Origin of the sequence: Nocardioides iriomotensis (genome assembly GCF_004168035.1) — a bacterium.
Taxonomy (GTDB): domain Bacteria; phylum Actinomycetota; class Actinomycetes; order Propionibacteriales; family Nocardioidaceae; genus Nocardioides_B; species Nocardioides_B iriomotensis.
The window spans coordinates 312,985-330,975 of sequence record NZ_SDPU01000035.1; the positions used below are offsets into that span (position 1 = coordinate 312,985).

The window sequence follows — 17,991 nt, forward strand, 5'->3', positions numbered from 1 at the left end:
CCCATGCGCCCCCGAACCGTCGTGACGGTCAGAGGAAGTGACCGCTGGGCAGGTACGGCATCGGTGGCTTCATGCGCCGCATCGCGAGGTAGCCCGCCGTGTGCAGGTCCATCCGCGCGGCCATCCCGACGTCGACGGCCCACTCGTTCACCGCGGTGACGTGCCCGACCACCACGCTGCGCTCCGGGCTGGACGCGGCGAGCGTCTCCCACAGCAGGTCGGCCGCGGTACGGCGGTTCGTCGCGGCGAGCAGGTACGGGCCGCCGCCCGGCTCGACGTACGCATAGCCCGACCCGGTCGACCGGTCCACCACGACGAGCCGGTACATCGACGTCAGCAGCTCGTGGTCGACGCCGTGCGCCGCCTCCCGGGTCTGCCGGTCGACGGAGTTCATCAGGTCGATGTCGGACGCGCTCCCGGCGCGCACCCGCTCGACGACCGGCAATGCTTCGCGCGGCACCCGGCCCATCAGGTACATCGCCGGGTGCAGCGTGAACCCGGCCATCCGGTAGCGCCGCACCGCCGGCGGGTCCTCCGAGGCCGCGATCAGCCCGCGCAGGCAGCCGCGCCCGTGCTGCAGGGAGGCGTCGAGCAGCTGCCTGCCGACACCGCGACCCTGCAGGCCGGGCTTGACGACGTACGTCGCGAGGATCCACATCAGCTCGCGGCGCAGCGACACGCTGGCGCCGATCAACCCCGACGCGTCCTCGGCGACGAAGCAGCCGCCCGCGTCGTGCTCGAGCATGTGCCGCACCCGGATCTGCCAGTTCACCGACTTCTCCGGCGACCGCGGCGCCGGCGCGGGCAGGTGCGGGCGGTGGGTGCGCACGTCGAGGTCGTGGAACGCCTCCGAGGTCAGCCGCTCCACCCCGATCACGTCGTCCTGCGTCATCGGGCGGACGTAGTAGTCGGGGGAGCCGGGCACCCGCCCAACCTAGTGGCGTCGAGGCGACCGGCAGGATGGGCGCATGCGCGTGCTCATCGCCCCCGACAAGTTCGCCGGCACGCTCAGCGCCGTCGAGGCGGCCGCCGCCATCGCCGAGGGCTGGCGCCGCCGGGCACCGGGTGACGAGCTCGACCTCGCGCCCATGGCCGACGGAGGCCCGGGCTTCGTCGACGTGCTGCACGCGACGCTCGGCGGCGACCTGCTCGCGGCCACCGTCCGCGGACCCTACGGCGACCCGGTGCCCGGCACGGTCCTCCGGGTCGGGGACAGCGCCTACGTGGAGGCCGCCCAGGCGTGCGGCCTGCACCTCACACCCGAGGACGACCGCCGGCCCGAGCACGCCTCGTCGTACGGCGTCGGCGAGTTGGTCGCCGCGGCGGTGGACGCCGGGGTGGCGAGGGTCGTGGTCGGGCTCGGCGGCACCGGGACCAACGACGCGGGAGCCGGCCTGCTCGCGGCCCTCGGCGCGACCAGCACGCCCCCGGACGCGCTGACCGGGGGCCCGGCCGGTCTGGCCGGGCTCGACGCCGTCGACGTGGCCGCGGCGCGCGAGCGGGTGGCCGGCGTCGAGCTCGTCGCGGCGAGCGACGTCGACAACCCGCTGCTCGGGCTCATCGGCACCACCAACGTCTACGGCCCGCAGAAGGGGGTCGCCGACGACCGGCTGCAGGCCGTCGACGCCGCGCTCGAGCGGCTCGCCGCCGCGGCGGACAAGAAGCTCGCGCTGGCCAAGGGGGCGGGCGCGGCCGGCGGGCTGGGCTACGCACTGCTGCTGCTCGGGGCCGCCCGGGAGCCGGGCATCGCCCTGGTCGCCGACGCCGTGGGTCTGCCCACCCGGGCCCGCCGGGCCGACCTGGTCGTCACCGGTGAGGGCGCCTTCGACTTCTCGTCGCGCTCGGGCAAGGTGCCCTACGGCGTGGCCCAGGTCGCGGCCGAGGCGCTGCGACCCTGCATCGCGCTGGCCGGCCAGGTGCTGATCGGCTCGCGTGAGATGCGCGCCGTCGGGATCGAGTCGGCGTACTCCGTGGCCGACCTGGTGGGGCAGGAGGCCAGCTTCGCCGACCCCGCGGGGAGCCTGGCGGCGCTTGCGGAGCGCACCGCCCGCACCTGGTCCACCATGTGAGCGCATGTGACCCACGACGCACGGTCCGGGCGTGGGAATAGCCGGGGGTGTGCGACCATTGAAGACGAGCAAGAAGCCTCCGAGACCCATGGGAGCCAGCAGATGACCGAGCAGGTCGAGACCGAGACCGCGGTTCGCACCGACAGCATCAACGTGAGCGACGCCGCTGCCGCCAAGGTGAAGGCGCTCCTCGAGCAGGAGGGCCGCGACGACCTCCAGCTGCGCATCGCCGTCCAGCCGGGTGGCTGCTCCGGGCTGCGCTACCAGCTCTTCTTCGACGAGCGGAACCTCGACGGCGACGTCGTGACCGACTTCGACGGCGTGGCCGTGGTCGTCGACCGGATGAGCGTCCCGTACCTCAACGGCGCGGTGATCGACTTCGTCGACACGATCGAGAAGCAGGGCTTCACGATCGACAACCCCAACGCCACTGGCTCCTGCGCGTGCGGTGACTCGTTCCACTGAGCCGCCCCCGCTGAGCCCTTACAAGGCCCCCGCGACCTGGTCGCGGGGGCCTCGTGCTTGCCGGGTACCGCTCGGGTTCAGTACGCCGGCTCGCCCTCGCTGCCGTCGCTGTACGGTGCGTCGGCGCGAGGAATCCGGGTGTCGTCGCGGGAGCCGTCACGCACCACCCGGTCGCCCAGGGGCGACTGCAGGGTGACGTCGACGGACCGCATCAGGGCGATGTCGATGCAGACGACCTCGCGGTCGCTCTTGGGCGGGGTCTTGGGCAGCGTCACCGTCACCGTGCTCGCGGTCTCCGCCACCTGCGGCTCGCCGACCGTGCCGTAGCACTCCGGGATGCCGGTCGCGTAGTTGAGCGCCAGCGTCGTGTCGTCCCGCGCGAACCAGCCTTCGATCGCCTGGGTCCCCGCTTGCGGCGGCGGCGCGGCGTCAGGACCGGGCACGGGGGTGAGCCCGCCGTCCGGCCTGTCGGGCTGACCGGGATCGGCGGGGTCGCCACCGCCGTCCTGGCCGGGGAAGCCGGGCACGGAGGACGCCGAGGGCGGAGCGGGCGCGGAGCCGAAGCCGGGCCCGGGGTCGCCCGGCCGCTGCGACCACCACACGGCGGCCATCACCAGCACCACGGCGAGCGCGGCGCCGGCGGGCACCAGCCAGCGGCGAAGTCCTGCGTCCATGTCACTTCGACGCGGCAGCCGGGCCGGCGGTTCCCGGGCAGTTTGCCCGGGTCGTCCCGGATTGCATGGCCCACCTGGGCCATCCAGGGGGTCCGGTCAGGGCATTCACAGGCGCCCGGGGTGCCCAGTTGGCTGGTCCGACGGGCGGGGGGAGGGCCTCCGTCCCCTTGTTCCGACCCAGAGGGGGAGCACCACTCATGACTTCACCCAGGAAGCGCGCGCTCGTGGTCGCCTGTGCCGGCGCCGTGGCCGCCGCGCTGGCCGCCGTACCCGCGGCCAACGGTGCGGGTTCGGCCCGCGCCGTCGAGGGACTCAACGGACCGCGCGGTCTCGACATCGGCCACGGCCGGATGATCGTCGCGGACTCCGACGGGGTCATCAGCGAGATCGACCGCAGCGACGACAGCGCGCACAAGATCGGCAAGGTCGCGAAGGGCTTCGGCTCCGCGGTCGCCGTCGCCGGCAACGGCGACGTGTGGGCGCTCACCGGCGGTGGGCACGGCACGCTCTACCTCTGGAGCGGCGACCACAAGCGCCGGGAGGTGCTCGACGTCGGCGCCTGGCAGAAGCGGCACAACCCCGACCCGTACGACCTCGAGGACAAGGCGGCGGAGAGCAACCCCTACGGTCTCGACGCCGTCGCGGACGGAGTCCTCGTCGCCGACGCGGCCAACAACTCGGTCATCCACGTGACCCGCAAGGGCAAGGTCACCCCGATCGCCCGGGTCAAGACCCGCACGGTCGAGATGCCCGAGGGCTTCGACGACCCGGAGCTGCCCCCCGCCGGCACGCCGATCCCGTCGGAGGCCGTCATCACGTCCGTGGTGCAGGGCAAGGACGGCGCGATCTACCTGGGCGAGCTCCGCGGCTTCCCGGCCACCCCGGGTACGTCGCAGGTGTGGCGTGTCGAGCCGGGCGCGCACGGCGCGGTCTGCAAGCCGAACAAGCCGACCAAGGGCGCCTGCACCCGGGTCGCCGACGGCCTCACCTCGATCGTCTCGCTGGCGATCGGCGGCAACGGCGCCCTCTACGCGGCCGAGCTGTCCAAGATGGGCTGGCTGGCCGCCGAGATGCAGCTCGAGGGTTCCACCGAGGGCGCGATCATCAAGATCAGCAAGAACCGCGAGCGCATGCGCGAGCTCAGCCCCGGCAAGGTGCACCTGCCCGGCGGCGTGGCGGTCGGCGCGAACGGCAACGTGTTCACCTCCGGCCCGGTCTTCGGTCCGGGTGGGGTGATGAAGGTCGGCTGAGGCCCTGAACGGCTGACCGACGAGGGAAGGCCCGTGCCACCGAGGTGGCACGGGCCTTCTTCTGCTCTCGTCCCGGCGACGGGACGTCGCTCTAGTCCAGGTGCAGGTGCAGCGCGGCGGCGAGACGAGCCGCGGCCTCGGAGACCTCGATCGTCGGCTTGGGCACCTCGCGGGGGTAGTCCTCGTAGCGGATGCTCGGCGCCGGCCGCCGCAGCGCCGTCACCACGGCCGCCGCCTTGCGGGCGTCGGAGGTCATCTGCTCGGCGCTGGCCGCGTCGTCGTACGGGAGCCGCTGGTAGGTCATGGCAGTGACGCTAGGGATTACCGATCGGTACCCCAAGCCGGCCGGCAGGTAGGCTCCGCGTGTCCAGACCGCCCGGTTCCCCAGACCCCCCGAGGACCCCGCTCGTGTCGCTGCTCGTCACCGGATCGATCGCCACCGACCACCTGATGTCGTTCCCGGGCCGGTTCTCCGACTCGCTCGTCGTCGACCAGCTCGACAAGCTGTCGGTCTCGTTCCTGGTCGAGGACCTCGAGGTACGCCGCGGCGGCTGCGCCGCCAACATCTGCTTCGGGCTGGGCAACCTCGGCCTGCGTCCGGTGCTCGTGGGCGCGGTGGGCGAGGACTTCGTGGAGTACCGGAGCTGGCTCGAGCGGCACCACGTCGACTGCGAGTCCGTGCACGTCTCCGAGACCCGGCACACCGCCCGGTTCGTCTGCACGACCGACAAGGACATGGCGCAGTTCGCGTCGTTCTACGCCGGCGCGATGAGCGAGGCCCGCGAGATCGAGCTCAAGCCGATCGCCGACCGGGTCGGCGGCGCGACGTTCGTGCTGGTCGGCCCCAACGACCCCGACGCGATGCTGCGGCACACCCAGGAGTGCCGCGAGCGCGGCATCCCGTTCCTCGCCGACCCGAGCCAGCAGCTCGCGTTCGGTGACGGCGAGCTGATCCGCGAGCTCATCGACGGCGCGCACATCCTGTTCAGCAACGAATACGAGTCCGCGCTGATCGAGAAGAAGACCGGCTGGACCAACGACGAGATCCTCGAGCGCGTGGGCACCCTCGTGGTCACGCTCGGCGCCGCCGGCGTGCGGGTGGAGCGGGCGGGGGAGGAGCCGATCGTCGTCCCGGCCGTGCCCGAGATCGAGAAGGTCGAGCCGACCGGCGTCGGCGACGCCTTCCGGGCGGGCTTCCTCGCCGCGCTCGAGTGGGGGCTGTCGCTCGAGCGCGCCGCCCAGCTCGGCTGCCTGCTCGCGGTGTACGTCGTCGAGCGGGTCGGCACGCAGGAGTACACCCTGCACCAGGCGGCGTTCGTGGAGCGGTTCGCCGAGACGTACGGCGAGGGCGCGGCCGCCGAGGTCGCGCAGCACGTCCGGACGCCGCGCCCCTGACGTCCTGAGCGAGTCCTGAGTCAGTCTCAGTCAGAGGGCGCGCCGCACCGTGTAGCGGGGCACCCCGTCGTCGGCGGTGTCCTGCCCGACGAACTCGTGCCCGCGCATGCGGCACCACGCCTGCGTGTCAGGCCCCGTCGCCGGGTCGTCGGCGACCACCGCGACGGTCCCACCCACGGGGACGTCGCCGATCGCGTTGGCGAGCCGGATCACCGGCAGCGGGCAGCGCAGCCCGCGGCAGTCGAGCTCGAGGTCGGTCACGGCCGGAGCCCCGCGACCGCGCTGGGCAGCACGTCGAGGAACGCGTCCACGTCGGCCTCCGTGGTGTCCCGGCCGAGCGAGACCCGGACGTTCCCGTGGGTGAGCGCGCCCATTGCCGCGAGCACGTGCGAGGGGGTCAACGTCGACGCGCTGCAGGCCGAGCCGCTCGACACCGCGAAGCCGTGCTTGTCCAGCTCGCGCACCAGGGCCTCGCCCTCCACGTAGAGGCTGGAGAACGTGACGACGTGAGGGAGCCGGTCGTCGGGGTCGCCCACGATGTCCACGTCGGGCACCTCCGCGGCGACCCGGCCGCGGATCCGGTCGACCAGGGCTCGTTGCCGGGCGCCGGTCTCCTCGCGCTCGGCCACGACCGCCTGCAGCGCCGCGGCCGCGGCCAGCGCGCCCGGCACGTTCTCGAATCCCGCCACCCGGTGGTCGATCCGGTCGTCGGTGGGAAACGGTGAGCGCCAGCGCGTGCCGGTGCGCACCAGCAGCACGCCGACGCCGGCCGGCCCGCCCCACTGCGCCGCCCCGGCGGACGCGGCCGCCCAGCCGGAGGGGAGTGGTAGCCGGCCCGCGGACGCGGCCGCGTCGACGAACAGTGGCACGTCCCGCGCCGCCGCGAGCTCGGCGACGGCCGCGATCGGCTGCACGGTGCCGACCTCCCCGTTGGCCGCCTGCACCGCGAGCACGCCGGCCCCCTGCGCGAGAGCGGCCTCGACCTCGGGGAGCAGCACCCTTCCGTGGGAGTCCACGCCGACCACGTCCGACGTACCACCGGAGGCGGACCACCACTCCGCTGCCTTGAACACCGCGGAGTGCTCGACGGCGGAGTGCACGAGACGGTCGCTCGCCCGGCGCCGGCCCTGGAGCAGGCCGAGGACGCCGCGGTGCACCGCCGTGGTGGCCGAGGACGTGAACGTCACCTCGTCCGGCCGGGCGCCCAGCAGGGACGCGGTGACCTCGCGCGCGTTGTCGAGCAGCAGACGTGCGTTGCGCCCCGCACCGTGCAGCCGCACCGGGTCGGCGTACCCCTGGTCGAGCGCCGCGAGCAGGGTCTCGCGCGCGGCGGGGTGCAGGGGCTCGGCGGAGGCGCTGTCGAGGTAGCCATGGGCCGCACCGGTCGGATAGGTCACACCCGTGAAACTACCGGGCCCTGCACGGCATTCACCCCAGCCTCAGTAGTAGTGTTCGGGCTGACCGTCGTCGTGAGAGAGAGGCTCGTTCGTGGGTCTGGAACTCCCCCCGCGTGCCCGCAGGGTCGGACTGCTGACCGTCGGGTCCGCGGGCCTCCTGCTGCTTGGCGCCTGCTCAGTCGAAGACCAGGCGCAGATCCGGCGTCTGGCGATGCCGGAGCCGGTCACCGACCGTGCTCCGTTCATCTACGACCTGTGGCACGGCGCCTGGATCGCCGCCATCATCGTCGGCATCATCGTCTGGGGCCTGATCGGCTGGGCGGCCTGGAAGTACCGCCGTCGCGCCGAGGACGAGATCCCCGTGCAGACGCGGTACAACCTGCCGATCGAGATCCTCTACACGGTCGCGCCGATCGTGATGGTGCTGGTGTTCTTCTACTACACCGTCACCACGCAGAACGACGTGCTCGAGGAGGTCAGCGCCGACCAGGCCGACCACAACATCAAGGTCGTGGGCCAGCAGTGGTCGTGGACCTTCAACTACATCGAGGACGACGCGCTGGACGGCTCGACCTCGGTCTACGAGGGCGGTACGACGGCCGACCGGCCGACGCTCGTGCTCCCGGTCGACGAGTCGGTGCGCGTCGAGCTGCTGTCGCCCGACGTCATCCACTCGTTCTGGGTGCCGGCGTTCCTGTTCAAGATGGACGTCATCCCCGGCCGCGCCAACAGCTTCTCGTTCACGCCGACCGAGGAGGGCACCTTCGTGGGCCGCTGCGCCGAGCTGTGCGGCGCGTACCACTCGCGGATGCTCTTCAACGTCGACGTCGTGAGCGCGGACGAGTACGCCCAGCACCTCGCCGATCTGCAGGAGCAGGGCAACACCGGTGAGGCCCTCGGCGGCTCCGACGCCACGACGCAGCCCGGTCTCGAGGACGAGGTCCAGGACGACGACACGACGGAGGGGTCGGAGTGACCGACACAGCCGCATTCCAGGCCGGGCGCACGCGCACCGTGCCGAAGACGCTGGGCCAGCAGGTCGTGCGCGTGCTGACCACCACCGACCACAAGCTGATCGGCAAGCTCTACCTGGGCACGTCGTTCGCGTGGTTCCTCGTCGGCGGCGTGATGGCGCTGCTCATCCGCTCCGAGCTGGCGTTCCCGGGCAACCAGGTGGTCAGCGACGAGGTCTACAACCAGCTGTTCACCATGCACGGCACGATCATGCTGCTGCTGTTCGCGACGCCGCTGTTCTTCGGCTTCTCCAACGTGATCATGCCGCTGCAGATCGGTTCGCCCGACGTGGCGTTCCCGCGCCTCAACATGTTCAGCTACTGGCTGTTCCTGTTCGGCGGACTGATCGCCGCCGTCGGCTTCCTGACCCCCGAGGGCGCGGCCGACTTCGGCTGGTTCGCCTACACGCCGCTGTCCAACGAGGTCCGCTCGCCGGGCGTGGGCGGTGACCTGTGGATCATGGGTCTGTGGATGGCCGGTTTGGGCACCATCCTCGGCGCGGTCAACTTCATCACCACGATCATCTGCATGCGCGCGCCCGGCATGACGATGTTCCGGCTCCCGATCTTCGTCTGGAACACCCTGGTCACCAGCCTGCTCGTGCTGATCGCGTTCCCGATCCTGGCCGGCGCGCTGCTGTCGCTCGAGGCCGACCGGATGCTCGGGGCGCACGTCTTCGACGCCGCCAACGGCGGCCCGATCCTGTGGCAGCACTTGTTCTGGTTCTTCGGGCACCCCGAGGTCTACATCATCGCGCTGCCGTTCTTCGGCATCATCACCGAGGTCCTCCCGGTGTTCAGCCGCAAGCCGGTCTTCGGCTACGTCGGCCTGGTCGCCGCGACGATCTCGATCGCGGTGCTGTCGGTGGCCGTGTGGGCGCACCACATGTTCGTGACCGGCGCCGTCGACCTGCCGTTCTTCTCCGGCATGACGTTCCTGATCGCCGTACCCACAGGTGTGAAGTTCTTCAACTGGATCGGCACGATGTGGGGCGGGTCGATCTCGTTCGACACCCCCATGCTCTGGTCGATCGGCTTCCTGACGACGTTCCTCTTCGGCGGCCTGACCGGCGTCATCCTGGCCAGCCCGCCGCTGGACTTCGCGGTCTCCGACTCCTACTTCGTGGTGGCGCACTTCCACTACGTGGTGTTCGGCACCGTGGTGTTCGCGATGTTCGCCGGCTTCTACTTCTGGTGGCCGAAGATGACCGGCCGGATGCTCGACGAGCGGCTCGGCAAGGCCCACTTCTGGCTGCTGTTCATCGGCTTCCACACCACCTTCCTCGTGCAGCACTGGCTGGGCGTCGAGGGCATGCCGCGCCGCTACGCCGACTACCTCCCGAGCGACGGGTTCACCACGCTCAACCAGGTGTCCACGGTCGGCGCGTTCCTGCTCGGCGCCTCGACGTTGCCGTTCCTGTACAACGTGTACAAGTCGAGCCGCAGCCCGATGGTCGAGCGCGACGACCCGTGGGGCTGGGGCCGCTCGCTGGAGTGGGCGACGTCCTCGCCCCCGCCGCGGCACAACTTCGTGACCATCCCGCGGATCCGGTCCGAGTCGCCGGCGTTCGACTTGCACCACCCCGAGGTGGCCGCGCTCGAGATGGAGCAGAACGACAAGCTCGGCGAGAGCGACATCGTCGACGCGCCCAGCGTCGAGGGCCGCGCGGAGCTGCTGCGCGACAACCTGCAGGACCAGGGCAAGACGATCCCGCACGACCGCGACGGAGGCGACAACTGATGAAGGCTGAAGCCTGGCTGTTCGTCATCTGCTCGGTGTTCTTCGTGCTGGTGGCCCCGGCCTACTGGCTGATCGCCAAGGACCCCACGGGCACCTCCGCGCTGGTGATGACCGCGCTGCTCATGCTGCTGGTGACCTTCTACCTCGGCTTCCACGCGTCCCGCATGGAGCCGCGCCCGGAGGACCGCAAGGACGCCGAGATCGCTGAGGGCGCCGGTGAGCTCGGGTTCTTCCCGCCGTACAGCTGGTGGCCGCTGTGGTGCGCCGCCACGCTCGGCCTGATCGTGTTCGGCACCGCGATGGGCGCCTGGTGGCTGCTCATCATCGGCGTCGGCCTGGGCTCCATCGCCCTGTGCGGCTGGATCTATGAGTACTACCGCGGAGAGCACGCTCACTGAGCGCGCCGTGACCCGAACGTGACGGGCCCCACCAGCCGCGGAGGCAGGTGGGGCCCGTTCCCGTTGTTACCCTGGATGAGCAGCTGTACGTCGCACGAGGGGATCCCATGTCCATCCACGGCACTCATCCGCGCCCGCAGGCGCGTCGACGCCTGCCCGCGCTCGCCGCCGGGCTGTCCCTCGCCATCGCGCTCGCCGGCTGCACCGCCGGCGCCAACGACGACGACGCGGCCGCCCCGATCGGCGGCGGCGACGGGCCCGGCCAGGCCGAGGAGTCGGCTACTCCCGAACCGGCCGCCACCATCTCCACGAACCTCCCCAAAACGGGCACGGTCCCGGTTGACGGGACGCTCGAGCTGACCGCGACCGACGGCACGTTCCGCAAGGTCGCCGTCACCTTCGGCAAGCGCAACCGGCCGCTTAAGGGCGACCTGAGCAGCGACAAGACGGCGTGGACGTCCGCGCAGCGCCTCGAGCCCGGGCTGCGCTACCGCGTCCGCAGCGTCGCCGTCGACGTCGACGGGCTCGAGACGCGCTCGTCCAAGGTGTTCCGGACCGACGCGCTCACGCTCGACCAGCAGACCTTCCCGTCCGTCGCGCCGCTCTCCGGCGAGGTCGTGGGCGTCGGCATGCCGGTCATCGTGCAGTTCGACGTACCCGTCACCGACAAGGCGTCGATCGAGAAGCACCTGACCGTCACCTCCTCGCCCCAGCAAGCCGGCGCCTGGCACTGGATCAGCGACAACGAGGTGCACTGGCGGCCGCGGACCTACTGGCAGCCCGGCACCCAGGTCACCGTCGACGCCGACGTCAACTCGATCCCGGCGGGCAACGGCGTCTACGGCCAGCTCAGCCGGTCCACCAGCTTCACCGTGGGCGACGCGATGGTCAGCCGGGTCGACATCGCCCGGCACACCATGAAGGTGTTCAAGAACGGCACCCTGCTGCGCACCCTGCCGATCACCACGGGCAAGGCGGGCTTCACCACCCGCTCCGGCACGAAGGTGATCATCGAGAAGTTCCGCGAGCGCCGGATGAACTCCGAGACCGTCGGCATCAACCGCGACGACCCGGAGTACTACGACATCGACGACGTCGAGTACGCCATGCGGCTGACCTACTCCGGCGAGTTCATCCACGCCGCCCCGTGGTCGGTCGGCTCCCAGGGCTACGCCAACGTCAGCCACGGCTGCACCGGCATGAGCACCGCCAACGCGGCCTGGCTCTACAACATCTCCAAGCGCGGTGACGTCGTGGAGTACACCGGCAGCGACCGCTGGATGACGCTCACCAACGGGTACGGCGACTGGAACGAGCGGTTCCGCCAGTACCGCGCCGGCTCCGCCCTGAGCTGATCGGACGGCCGGGTCTCGGTCCTACGGCCGACCCGGTGTCCTCCTGAGGGAGGACGTGGCGGCCCGTCGAGATCGGACTCCAGTACCTGGTGGGCGAGGGGCCCTGATCGGCAGGCTTGTCCTCATGAACACGCCGATCACCACCGCCATCGCCCTCATGTCCTTCGACTCCTCGATGACCACGCTGGGCTCCGCCCGTCGTGACCGCCAGGTGCGCCGCACGGTGCGCGCCATGAACCGCGCCGGCCGGCACGAGCACGCACGACGACGCTCGCACGCCTCGCCGCCACCGATCTGACCGACGTTCGACCACCCGGATGGACGACGAAGGGCCCCACCGCGAACGGTGGGGCCCTTCGTCGTTGCCTGTCAGTGACTCAGTGCTGGCGGAGCTCCTCGCCGGAGACGCCATGACGGCCGTCGAACTGGTGGCCGTCGGCCGCGTGGCCGTCGAGCTCGTAGTCACCGGTGTAGTCGCCGCTGACGTGCTGGTGCCCGTCGTCGCGCACGGCCAGCTCGTGCTCGGCGTGGTGCCGGGCCTCCTCGAGCTCCGTCGTGGTCGGCTTCTGCACGTTGTGGGCGAACCACGCACGTGAGAGGCGGGCCCGCAGCCGGTGGAGCCGGACGTGGCGGGCTGCCACGCCGTTCTCGTCGGCGGCGGTCGGAGCCGGGAGCAGCGGGTCGCGGTCGCGGGCGGTGAGGGTGTAGGCCTCGTCGCCGGAGATCGGCAGGTGCTTCTCGGCGTACGCGCCCTCAGGGGAGCGCATGATCACGCCGGTCTCGTAGCCGTGCAGCAGCCGGGCCTCGTCCTGACGCTGGAGCGAGATGCACCAGCGCCTGGTGACGATGAACGCGACCACCGGGGCGACGAAGACCATGACCCGCATGAAGTACGTGATGTAGTTCAGGTTCAGGTTGAAGATCACGGCCAGGAGGTCGTTGCCGCCGGCCATCCAGAGCATGCCGTACGCGGTCATGAGCGAGACCAGGAACGCGGTGCGGGTGGGCGCGTTGCGCGGCCGCTGCAGCAGGTGGTGCTCCCGCTTGTCTCCGGTGATCCAGGCCTCGATGAACGGGTACGCCAACATCGCGGCGAGGAACATCACCGGGATGATCTGGCCGGGAAGCATCACGTTCCAGCTGATCGTGAAGCCGAAGATGTGCGTCTCCCAGCCGGGCATGATCCGCAGCAGACCCTCGGCGAACCCCATGTACCAGTCGGGCTGCGAGCCCGCGGTCACCTCGGCCGGGTTGTACGGGCCGTAGCGCCACACCGGGTTGATGCTGAGCAGGCCGCCCATCAGGGCGGTCACGCCGAAGACGATGAAGAAGAAACCGCCCGCCTTCGCGGCGTACACCGGCAGCATCGGGTAGCCGACGACGTTGTTGTTCGTGCGGCCGGGGCCGGGCCACTGCGTGTGCTTCTGGTACACGAGCAGCAGCATGTGCAGCCCGATCAGCGCCAGCAGGATGCCCGGGATCAGCAGCACGTGCACGATGTAGAGCCGCGGGATGATCACATCACCCGGGAACTCCCCGCCGAACATGAAGAACGACATGTACGTGCCGAGGACGGGGGTCGCCTTGACGAGGCCGTCGGCGATCCGGAGGCCGGTGCCGGACAGCAGGTCGTCGGGCAGCGAGTAGCCGGCGAAGCCCTCGATGACACCGAGCAGCAGGAGCAGCAGCCCGATCAGATAGTTGAGCTCGCGCGGCTTGCGGAAGGCGCCGGTGAAGAACACGCGCATCATGTGCACGAACATCGCGGCGATGAAGAGCATCGCCGACCAGTGGTGCATCTGGCGCATCAGCAGGCCGCCGCGAATGTCGAACGAGATGTCCAGCGTGGAGGCGTAGGCCTCCGACATGTGCAGTCCGCGGAGCTGGTCGTAGGAGCCGTCGTAGACGACCTCGGCCATGCTCGGCTTGAACCACAGCGTGAGGAACGTGCCGGTGAGCAGCAGGACGACGAAGCTCCACAGGGCGATCTCGCCCAGCATGAACGACCAGTGGTCGGGGAAGACCTTGCGGATCTGCTTCTTCGACACCGCGGCCAGACCGGTCCGGTCGTCGGCCCAGGTCAGCAGCCCGCCGAGGGGGTTCGCACGCTTGGCCGTCGCGGCCTTGGCGCCGTTGGTGGTTGCATGACTCATCGTTGTCACCCACGTTCCCAGTAGCTGGGGCCGACCGGCTCAGGGAAGTCGCTCTGAGCCACGAGGTATCCCTCGTCGTCCACCATAAGCGGAAGCTGCGGAAGGGCGCGTGCGGCCGGACCGAAGATCACCTTGCCGTTGTCGGCGAGGTCGAACGTCGACTGGTGGCACGGGCAGAGCAGATGATGGGTCTGCTGCTCCCACAGCGAGATGGGGCACCCGACGTGGGTGCAGATCTTGGAGTAGCAGAGCACCCCTTCGACGCCCCAGTTCTCCCGGTTCGGGTACGGCGTGATGTCCTCCGGGCGCATCTTCACCAGGATCACGGCCGCCTTGGCCTTCTCCTGCTGCAGCTCGACGCCCTCGACGACGGGCTCGCCCTCCTCGTCGACCGCGAAGAAGATGCCCGGCTCGGCGTTGACCAGCTGGCCGATCTCCATCTGCTCGGCCTTGATCGGGGTGCCGGACACGTCGTTGACGACCCGCATGCCCTTGCGCCACACCGTCTGCTCGAGCGCCGTACCGGGCAGCGGACCGAGGTCGCGCAGGGCCACGATCGCCGGGAGGCCGAGCGCGCCGAGCGCGCCGAGCAGCGAGTTGCGGATCAGCGGCCGGCGGCCGATGGCGGAGTCGGCGATGCCCTGGTTGAGCGCGCTCAAGGCGATGTCGCGGTCCTCGTCGGAGGAGCGCGAGGGGTGCCGCGCCTCGGAGATCTCGACGTCGCTCATCAGCTTGCGGGCCCACTGGATCGCGCCGATGCCGATGAACAGCAGGGCGAGGCCGAGGGTCAGGCCGAGGAAGATGTTGGACGCGCCGTAGCCGAGGAACAGGTCGGGCTCGTCACCGATGTCGAAGGTGAAGTAGGCGACGCAGAACAGGATCGCCATCACCGACGACAGGCCGAAGAACGTGGCGACCTGGCGCTCGGCGCGCCGCCCCGCGACGTCGTCGATGTCGGTCGGGCGGGGCTGGTGCTCGTGCATCCCCGGGTTGACGATCGGCTCCTCGGCGTGGTCGCCATCTCGTCGGGCGATCTCGTCGTGGCTCACGACTGGGTTCCCTTCTTGGAGCGCGTGGAGGAGGAGGCGATCCACACGGCGAAGCCGACGCAGGCGCCGATGCCGACCAGCCACGCGAAGAGACCCTCGCTGACCGGGCCGAAGGCGCCCATGTTGCCGCCGCCGTACCGCGGAGCGTCCTCGATGCTGTTCAGGTACGCGATGATGTCGCGCTTCTCCTCGGACTTGAGGACCTCGTCGGAGAAGACGGGCATCTGCTGCGGACCGGTGAGCATCGCCTCGTAGATGTGCTTGTCGGAGACGCCGCGCAGGCTCGGGGCGTACTTGCCGCCCGGAAGCGCGCCGCCGGACGCGGCGAAGTTGTGGCAGGCCGTGCAGTTGGTGCGGAAGAACTCGCCGCCCCGGACGATGGCCTCCTCGCGGTCCTCCTCGGGGATCGCCAGGGGGTCGTAGGCGTCCGACTCGGGGATGGCCGGGCCGGGGCCGAGGGAGGCGACGTACGCCGCCAGCGCCGAGATCTCCTCCTCGGAGTACAGGACGTCCTTCTTCGGCGCCTGGACGCCCGGGCGAGCCATCGGCATGCGGCCGGTGCCGACCTGGAAGTCGACCGCGGCGGCGCCCACGCCGGCGAGCGGCGGACCGTACTGGTTGCCGTTCTGGAGCGTGACGCCCTCGCCGTTCTTGCCGTGGCAGGACGCGCAGCCCACGAGGAAGAGGGCGCGGCCCTGGTCGACCGTGGACTGGTCGGCCGCCTCGTCGGATGCCTGGGCGGGGGACAGGACGGCGTACGCGCCGCCCGTCACCAGCAGCCCCAGCATCAGCACGACGACGCCGGCGTACCGGCCCCGACGGCCACGCGAGAGGCGGGCGGCCAGTCGATCGGTGAGGAGTCTCACGAGGAAGTTCCTTCTGTGGTTTCGGTCCAGAACTACTTGATCAGGTAGATGGTCGCGAACAGGCCGATCCAGACGACGTCGACGAAGTGCCAGTAGTAGGACACGACGATCGCGCTGACCGCTTGTTCGTGGGTGAACTTCCGGGCGATGTAGGTGCGGCCGAGCACGAGCAGGAAGGCGATCAGGCCGCCGGTCACGTGCAGTCCGTGGAAGCCGGTGGTCAGGTAGAAGACCGAGCCGTAGGCGGACGACGGGATCGTCACGCCCTCGTGCATCAGCTCGGTGTACTCGAGGGCCTGGCCGCCGATGAAGAAGGCACCCATGAGGTAGGTGAGGATGAACCACTCACGCAGGCCCCAGCCCTTGACGTTGAGGACACCGCCCGTGCGGCCGACCTGACCGCGCTCGGCGGCGAAGACACCCAGCTGGCAGGTCAGCGACGACAGCACCAGCACGGTGGTGTTGAGCGTGGAGAACGGGACGTTCAGCTTGGCCGTCTCCTGGGCCCACAGCTCGGGCGACACGGCGCGAATCGTGAAGTACGACGCGAACAGGGCCGCGAAGAACATCAGCTCCGAGGAGAGCCACACGATCGTCCCGACGCTGACCATGCTCGGCCTGTCGTGGTGCCCGTGCAGGCGGGAGGCAGGGATTGCTGTCGCTGTAGTCGCCACGGGCGACATTATTGCCGTACGTACCGACCGGATGCACCCCGACCCCCGGCTTGTCGGCGTCACATGTTTCACATCCGTTGCCGCCGCCGGAGCCGGGGCGTGGACCCGCTCCTAGGCTGGTCCCGTGATCCCCATCCTCGACGGCGCGGCGGAGCTCGCGGGGCTCCCGCCGTTCGACCTCGGCCGGGTGTTCACGGGGTGGGGGATCGACCCGTTCCTGTTCGTGCTGCTGGTGTGGGTCACGGGCCTGTACCTGCTCGGCGTGTGGACGCTCCGCCGGCGCGGCGACGCGTGGCCGCTGGGTCGGACCGTCTCCTTCGTCGTGGGCGGGATGTGCCTGTTCGGTTTCGCCACGATGTCCGGTCTGGGCCGGTATGACACGGTTCTACTCTCGGTGCACATGGTCCAGCACATGCTGCTGGCGATGCTCGTGCCGCTGTTCCTGGCGCTCGGGGCGCCCGTCACCCTGGCGCTGCGCACGCTGCCGGCCCGGCCGCGCGGCTGGCTGCTCGCCCTCCTGCACTCGCGCCTCGCGATGGTGCTGACGTTCGCGCCGCTCACCCTCGCGCTGTTCGTGGCCAGCCCCTGGGCGCTCTACTTCACCGGCTGGTACGACGCCTCGCTCCGCTCGGACTACGTGCACGAGATGATGCACGTCCACCTGGTGCTGGTCGGCGCGCTGTTCTTCTGGCCGATGGTCGGGATCGATCCGGTGCCCGGACGGATCGCGTACCCGTTCCGGCTGCTGATGGTCTTCCTCACGCTGCCGTTCCACGCGTTCCTCGGCGTGACGATCATGGGGCAGACCGAGCTCATCGCCGGCGACTGGTACCGGGCCCTGCCCGAGACGGCCGGTCTCGCCTGGCTGCCCGACCCGGCCGCCGACCAGCACCTCGCCGGGGGCATCCTCTGGGGGTCCGGCGACATCATCGGCCTGGTCTTCCTCGCGGTGCTGTTCACGCAGTGGGTGCGCGCCTCGATGAAGGAGGCCGCCCGCGAGGACCGGCGCCTCGACCGGCTGGAGCGATCCGGCGGCTGACCACCGCACGTGGCGCCGATCGCCACCGGTACGATCAGCCGCGTGAGCGACGCCACCACCAGCCAGCCGTTGAAGGTCCTCGTCTACAGCGACGACGCGAACACGCGCAGCCAGGTCATCCTCGCCCTCGGCAAGCGCCCGCACCCGGACTTTCCCGAGCTGGCGTACGTCGAGGTGGCGACCCAGCCGGTCGTGCTCCAGCAGATGGACTCCGGCGAGATCGACCTCGCGATCCTCGACGGCGAGGCCGTCCCCGCCGGCGGCATGGGCCTCGCCAAGCAGATGAAGGACGAGATCTTCAACTGCCCCCCGATCCTCGTGCTCACCGGGCGTCCCCAGGACGCCTGGCTCGCCACCTGGTCGCGCGCGGAGGCCGCCGTACCGCACCCGATCGACCCGGTGCAGCTCGCCGAGGCCGTCATCCGGCTGCTGGCGTCGCGCGTCGCTGCCTGA

At 70.6% G+C, this 17,991-nt stretch carries 20 protein-coding genes; 11 read left to right on the forward strand and 9 right to left on the reverse strand.

All coding sequences use genetic code 11. The features are described from left to right. Nucleotides 1-28: 28 nt before the first annotated feature. Nucleotides 29-925, reverse strand: a complete 897-nt coding sequence (locus tag ETU37_RS21340; protein ID WP_240755873.1) for a GNAT family N-acetyltransferase — start codon at nt 923-925, stop codon at nt 29-31. 43 nt (nt 926-968) lie between these two features. Here ETU37_RS21340 and ETU37_RS21345 point away from each other — a divergent pair, with 43 nt between their 5' ends. Further along, nucleotides 969-2,069: a glycerate kinase family protein gene (locus tag ETU37_RS21345; RefSeq protein WP_129989349.1), complete on the forward strand. Its 1,101-nt coding sequence runs from the start codon at nt 969-971 to the stop codon at nt 2,067-2,069. Nucleotides 2,070-2,171: 102 nt separating this feature from the next. Continuing rightward, complete coding sequence (gene erpA, locus ETU37_RS21350; protein ID WP_129989350.1) at nt 2,172-2,534, forward strand: iron-sulfur cluster insertion protein ErpA; 363 nt, start codon at nt 2,172-2,174, stop codon at nt 2,532-2,534. 77 nt (nt 2,535-2,611) lie between these two features. On the opposite strand, the gene ETU37_RS21355 is transcribed toward erpA, so the two are convergent. Further along, nucleotides 2,612-3,208, reverse strand: a complete 597-nt coding sequence (locus ETU37_RS21355; protein WP_129989351.1) for a hypothetical protein — start codon at nt 3,206-3,208, stop codon at nt 2,612-2,614. Between the two features lie 197 nt (nt 3,209-3,405). Here ETU37_RS21355 and ETU37_RS21360 point away from each other — a divergent pair, with 197 nt between their 5' ends. Continuing rightward, nucleotides 3,406-4,458 carry a ScyD/ScyE family protein gene (locus ETU37_RS21360; RefSeq protein ID WP_165372632.1) on the forward strand — a complete coding sequence of 351 codons (1,053 nt, stop codon included), beginning with the start codon at nt 3,406-3,408 and terminating at the stop codon, nt 4,456-4,458. Nucleotides 4,459-4,549: 91 nt separating this feature from the next. Here ETU37_RS21360 and ETU37_RS21365 read toward each other — a convergent pair whose 3' ends face one another. Then, the gene (locus tag ETU37_RS21365; protein WP_129989353.1) at nt 4,550-4,762 is read right to left on the reverse strand and encodes a hypothetical protein; all 213 of its coding nucleotides are present in this window, start codon (nt 4,760-4,762) and stop codon (nt 4,550-4,552) included. A 104-nt stretch (nt 4,763-4,866) separates the two neighbouring features. On the opposite strand from ETU37_RS21365, the gene ETU37_RS21370 reads away from it, so the two are divergent. Further along, entirely contained in the window at nt 4,867-5,853 is a 987-nt protein-coding gene (locus ETU37_RS21370) for a carbohydrate kinase family protein (RefSeq protein ID WP_129989354.1), read from the forward strand. A gap of 30 nt (nt 5,854-5,883) precedes the next feature. Here the strand turns inward: ETU37_RS21370 and ETU37_RS21375 are convergent, their stop codons facing one another. Next, entirely contained in the window at nt 5,884-6,114 is a 231-nt protein-coding gene (locus ETU37_RS21375; RefSeq protein ID WP_129989355.1) for a sulfurtransferase TusA family protein, read from the reverse strand. Next, nucleotides 6,111-7,250: a cysteine desulfurase family protein gene (locus ETU37_RS21380; protein WP_129989356.1), complete on the reverse strand. Its 1,140-nt coding sequence runs from the start codon at nt 7,248-7,250 to the stop codon at nt 6,111-6,113. The genes ETU37_RS21375 and ETU37_RS21380 overlap by 4 nt, the downstream gene beginning before the upstream one ends. 91 nt (nt 7,251-7,341) lie before the next feature. Between ETU37_RS21380 and ctaC the strand changes: the two genes are divergently transcribed. The 5 genes from ctaC to ETU37_RS23380 all read left to right on the forward strand — a co-directional run bounded on the left by ctaC (nt 7,342) and on the right by ETU37_RS23380 (nt 12,055). After that, complete coding sequence (gene ctaC, locus ETU37_RS21385; protein WP_476703578.1) at nt 7,342-8,226, forward strand: aa3-type cytochrome oxidase subunit II; 885 nt, start codon at nt 7,342-7,344, stop codon at nt 8,224-8,226. 38 nt (nt 8,227-8,264) lie between these two features. Continuing rightward, nucleotides 8,265-10,004, forward strand: a complete 1,740-nt coding sequence (gene ctaD / locus ETU37_RS21390; RefSeq protein WP_420819124.1) for an aa3-type cytochrome oxidase subunit I — start codon at nt 8,265-8,267, stop codon at nt 10,002-10,004. Beyond that, nucleotides 10,004-10,402, forward strand: a complete 399-nt coding sequence (locus ETU37_RS21395) for a cytochrome c oxidase subunit 4 (protein ID WP_129989358.1) — start codon at nt 10,004-10,006, stop codon at nt 10,400-10,402. Before ctaD ends, ETU37_RS21395 begins: the two co-directional genes overlap by 1 nt. A gap of 107 nt (nt 10,403-10,509) precedes the next feature. Continuing rightward, entirely contained in the window at nt 10,510-11,757 is a 1,248-nt protein-coding gene (locus ETU37_RS21400; RefSeq protein WP_129989359.1) for a L,D-transpeptidase, read from the forward strand. 124 nt (nt 11,758-11,881) lie between these two features. Beyond that, entirely contained in the window at nt 11,882-12,055 is a 174-nt protein-coding gene (locus tag ETU37_RS23380) for a hypothetical protein (protein ID WP_165372633.1), read from the forward strand. A gap of 79 nt (nt 12,056-12,134) precedes the next feature. Here the strand turns inward: ETU37_RS23380 and qcrB are convergent, their stop codons facing one another. The 4 genes from qcrB to ctaE all read right to left on the reverse strand — a co-directional run bounded on the left by qcrB (nt 12,135) and on the right by ctaE (nt 16,508). Next, a complete protein-coding gene (gene qcrB / locus ETU37_RS21405) occupies nt 12,135-13,910 on the reverse strand; it encodes a cytochrome bc1 complex cytochrome b subunit (RefSeq protein WP_129989360.1) in 1,776 nt (591 codons plus the stop codon). 5 nt (nt 13,911-13,915) lie between these two features. Continuing rightward, nucleotides 13,916-14,893 carry a cytochrome bc1 complex Rieske iron-sulfur subunit gene (gene qcrA, locus ETU37_RS21410; protein WP_129989533.1) on the reverse strand — a complete coding sequence of 326 codons (978 nt, stop codon included), beginning with the start codon at nt 14,891-14,893 and terminating at the stop codon, nt 13,916-13,918. A gap of 62 nt (nt 14,894-14,955) precedes the next feature. Continuing rightward, nucleotides 14,956-15,825, reverse strand: a complete 870-nt coding sequence (gene qcrC / locus ETU37_RS21415) for a cytochrome bc1 complex diheme cytochrome c subunit (protein WP_476703579.1) — start codon at nt 15,823-15,825, stop codon at nt 14,956-14,958. A gap of 32 nt (nt 15,826-15,857) precedes the next feature. Next, nucleotides 15,858-16,508, reverse strand: a complete 651-nt coding sequence (gene ctaE / locus ETU37_RS21420) for an aa3-type cytochrome oxidase subunit III (RefSeq protein WP_129989361.1) — start codon at nt 16,506-16,508, stop codon at nt 15,858-15,860. A gap of 115 nt (nt 16,509-16,623) precedes the next feature. Here ctaE and ETU37_RS21425 point away from each other — a divergent pair, with 115 nt between their 5' ends. Next, a complete protein-coding gene (locus ETU37_RS21425; protein WP_240755876.1) occupies nt 16,624-17,538 on the forward strand; it encodes a cytochrome c oxidase assembly protein in 915 nt (304 codons plus the stop codon). Between the two features lie 42 nt (nt 17,539-17,580). Next, nucleotides 17,581-17,991 (forward strand): Rv3143 family two-component system response regulator, encoded by a 411-nt coding sequence (locus ETU37_RS21430; protein WP_129989362.1) that lies wholly within the window; start codon nt 17,581-17,583, stop codon nt 17,989-17,991.

Excerpts from the sequence above, each read along its gene's own strand:
- ETU37_RS21345 (WP_129989349.1), top strand. The coding sequence starts at position 969 with ATGCGCGTGCTCATCGCCCCCGACAAGTTCGCCGGCACGCTCAGCGCC.
- erpA (WP_129989350.1), top strand. The coding sequence starts at position 2,172 with ATGACCGAGCAGGTCGAGACCGAGACCGCGGTTCGCACCGACAGCATC.
- ETU37_RS21355 (WP_129989351.1), bottom strand. The coding sequence starts at position 3,208 with ATGGACGCAGGACTTCGCCGCTGGCTGGTGCCCGCCGGCGCCGCGCTC.
- ETU37_RS21360 (WP_165372632.1), top strand. The coding sequence starts at position 3,406 with ATGACTTCACCCAGGAAGCGCGCGCTCGTGGTCGCCTGTGCCGGCGCC.
- ETU37_RS21365 (WP_129989353.1), bottom strand. The coding sequence starts at position 4,762 with ATGACCTACCAGCGGCTCCCGTACGACGACGCGGCCAGCGCCGAGCAG.
- ETU37_RS21395 (WP_129989358.1), top strand. The coding sequence starts at position 10,004 with ATGAAGGCTGAAGCCTGGCTGTTCGTCATCTGCTCGGTGTTCTTCGTG.
- ETU37_RS21400 (WP_129989359.1), top strand. The coding sequence starts at position 10,510 with ATGTCCATCCACGGCACTCATCCGCGCCCGCAGGCGCGTCGACGCCTG.
- ETU37_RS23380 (WP_165372633.1), top strand. The coding sequence starts at position 11,882 with ATGAACACGCCGATCACCACCGCCATCGCCCTCATGTCCTTCGACTCC.
- qcrB (WP_129989360.1), bottom strand. The coding sequence starts at position 13,910 with ATGAGTCATGCAACCACCAACGGCGCCAAGGCCGCGACGGCCAAGCGT.
- qcrA (WP_129989533.1), bottom strand. The coding sequence starts at position 14,893 with ATGCACGAGCACCAGCCCCGCCCGACCGACATCGACGACGTCGCGGGG.
- ctaE (WP_129989361.1), bottom strand. The coding sequence starts at position 16,508 with ATGTCGCCCGTGGCGACTACAGCGACAGCAATCCCTGCCTCCCGCCTG.